Source organism: Komagataeibacter sp. FXV3, assembly GCF_015155755.1.
In the GTDB taxonomy this organism is placed as follows: Bacteria; Pseudomonadota; Alphaproteobacteria; order Acetobacterales; family Acetobacteraceae; genus Komagataeibacter.
This window is the reverse complement of record NZ_VWPI01000183.1, coordinates 1-2,493: the sequence shown is the minus strand read 5'-3', so window position 1 is coordinate 2,493 and position 2,493 is coordinate 1. Positions and strand designations below refer to the sequence as shown.

Annotated in this window: 3 protein-coding genes; all 3 read right to left on the bottom strand. The window is 32.9% G+C overall.

The window, feature by feature from the left end:
- A partial coding sequence (locus F1542_RS16775) for a hypothetical protein (protein WP_227672836.1) occupies positions 1-975 on the bottom strand: 975 nt, incomplete at its 3' end.
- A gap of 159 nt (positions 976-1,134) precedes the next feature.
- The gene (locus F1542_RS16770) at positions 1,135-2,253 is read right to left on the bottom strand and encodes a site-specific integrase (RefSeq protein WP_193733996.1); all 1,119 of its coding nucleotides are present in this window, start codon (positions 2,251-2,253) and stop codon (positions 1,135-1,137) included.
- Positions 2,254-2,493 (bottom strand): hypothetical protein (locus F1542_RS17285; RefSeq protein ID WP_227672835.1); only part of this gene is annotated, 240 nt, incomplete at its 5' end.

Genomic DNA, 2,493 nt, shown 5'->3' with positions numbered 1-2,493 from the left:
GTATTCAAAAGTCCAAGTTTTTGAATATATGAAAACTTTCCTCCACTTAGAAATGGGTGGGGGAATATAGGACAAATAATTCAATCTTTCTTTTTTAGTTATATTTGTATTTTTCCAGTTTCCCCTTTGTCTGGTTGGTCTAACTGGTGTTTTTGGGCTGGTTAATTTTTTGGAAAATAATTTCCTAATTCCTTGTGAATTTGTTTTTTGTAAGTTCCAGCGTTTGGAATTAATTTTTTTCGATAATTTTGTAAACGTGCCAAGTTCAGCTAATGCTGTGAAAATTCTTTTTGATTTGATTAGATTGTGAATCTTCAAGTCTGTTTTAAGATGCTCAAGGATTCCTAATTCTTTGTATCTGTTAAAGTCTATCTCGGAAAAGTCTTTTTTATATATCCTGTCATATTCTTTGATTATTTTTTGTATGCCAAAGAATGAAATTTCGGAATAAGATATTAAATTAGATTCTTGTTTTGATATGTTATTTTGAAATTCAATCTTGTGAATATATTGAATGATATGTCGCGTTGTTTCGCGGAAAACTTTTTGAAAAGATAGCTCATTTTTGTTTATATCATTTTGAAATTTGTTGTTCGTTATCGCTCTAATTTTTTCCATATCTTCTTTAAAACAAAAAAGAATAATGTGCATGTGATAGATTTTATTTTTTGTAAGTTCTAGGGACTTAATTCCGAAATTCAGAATGTTAGATTTTTTAAGTTCTTTCTGAATATATTGAAACTTATTATTAAGTTCGTTCTTCGATAAACTCTTGTTATCTGTATGTTTTTCACACGTCAATGTAAGGAACAGGGTAGCAAGTTTTTGGCTATCTGCATAATGATGCAGTGCGTTAGATATGGTTTTATTTCTTATGTGATTTGTATATTTTTTATATTTATTGGAATCATTCATAAAAAAAGAAGGTTTGTTATGAATATTTTTCTTGATATTTTCATAATAATTTTCTATCATAATCTTAATAACTCCTTATCTTTTTTGTTTCCTTTCACTTGGCGGTTTCGGGAAATCTTAATGGGTATGGTAATTTAAAATTTAATCTTAAATTAGGTATCCTGATTAATTTCAAGATACCTTTTTTATTATTATGTATTTATTTGTAAAAAACAAGATTTATTGTAATTGTTCAAGTTTTTCTCTGATATTACGTTCCGAAACATTTACATATCTAAGTAAGGTTTGCATGGACTTATGGCCTGATTGATTAGATAAATCACCGATTGATAGGTTTTTATCTGCTAATCTGCTTATCGCCTCATGGCGTAAATCGTGAAGTCGCAGATCATTGGAATTAATTTTATTTCTTGCTTTTGTGAAATTCACTTCGATTTGATTATCAGTAATTTTGAATAATTTTTCGTTCAGCGATTTATCTTTAATTTGTTCGTATAATGGCTTGATAGCATTAACTGCTCTTGAAGATAGATAAATGGTTCTGCGTTCTCCGTTTTTGGTATCATGCTTGATAATTTCAAAGCCCTGCGGGGTTTGATTAATCTCGCCTTTTGTGATTCCAAGTATCTCTGATTTACGCATACCAGTTTCAAGCGCGAACCTCACAAAGGGCAAAATCTCAGGGTGTGAACATTCTGCAAGTGCATCAAATAAAGCCTGTTCTTCACCGATTTTTAAGCGTCTCTGCCTGTTAGGTCGTGATTTTGGTAATTCGATATGCTTAACAGGATTGTCCAAGGATAGCAGATTCCAGCCACCCCTTGTTTTTGCGCTTGTAGCAACACGGAACAGGGCTGAAATGATAAAGATATTATTCTTTATGGTTTGGGGTGCTTTCCCTGCATCTATCTGCTCATTGACATAAGCATATAGTATTTCTGGCGATAAATCTTTTAGTTTGATTTCCGCGATGGGGCTTTTCTGCCATTTCTTAATACGATTAAGTGTTTCCTCGTAGGACTTGTATGACTCTAATTTTGTGTAGGTAAAATGCTGTAGGGCTTTCTTAAGTGTCCACTCGATGTTCGGGATATTGCTGTTTTGTTTTTCTTGTTCCTTAAGCAACATCTCTTTTTTGGAAATTGCTTTTTTAGGTAAGAAGTCTTGCCTGTTGAATGGTCTGTCTGGGTTTGAAAGCGAAGCGCGTATAGCAATATCTACCCTTCTGCTCCATTGCTCTGCCTCTGTCTTGCTTGGAAATGTAAGACTTAAGCATTCGCCATTCAATCGGACTGTTGCTGTGATTTTTTTCTTATATTTTCTGTATGAAATAGCCATTTAAATAATCTCCTTTTTTATATATTTTTGTCCTTTTCTTTGGTTACACATATCAATATAACAACAAACCTTACTAATAGTCAAGAAAATAAGGTAATTACTTGCTAAATATTGGTTCGAAAAACCTACTGGTTTTGAGGCCTTCTGTGTGATTCCATTCCTCTGGTTCTGGTTGAGGGAATGGCGATATGAAACAGCCTGGTTTCTTTGATGTTGAGGAGCGGCTTGCCCGGTTGAGCG

Coding starts and splice junctions, on each gene's coding strand:
- F1542_RS16770 (WP_193733996.1), bottom strand. CDS start 2,253: ATGGCTATTTCATACAGAAAATATAAGAAAAAAATCACAGCAACAGTC.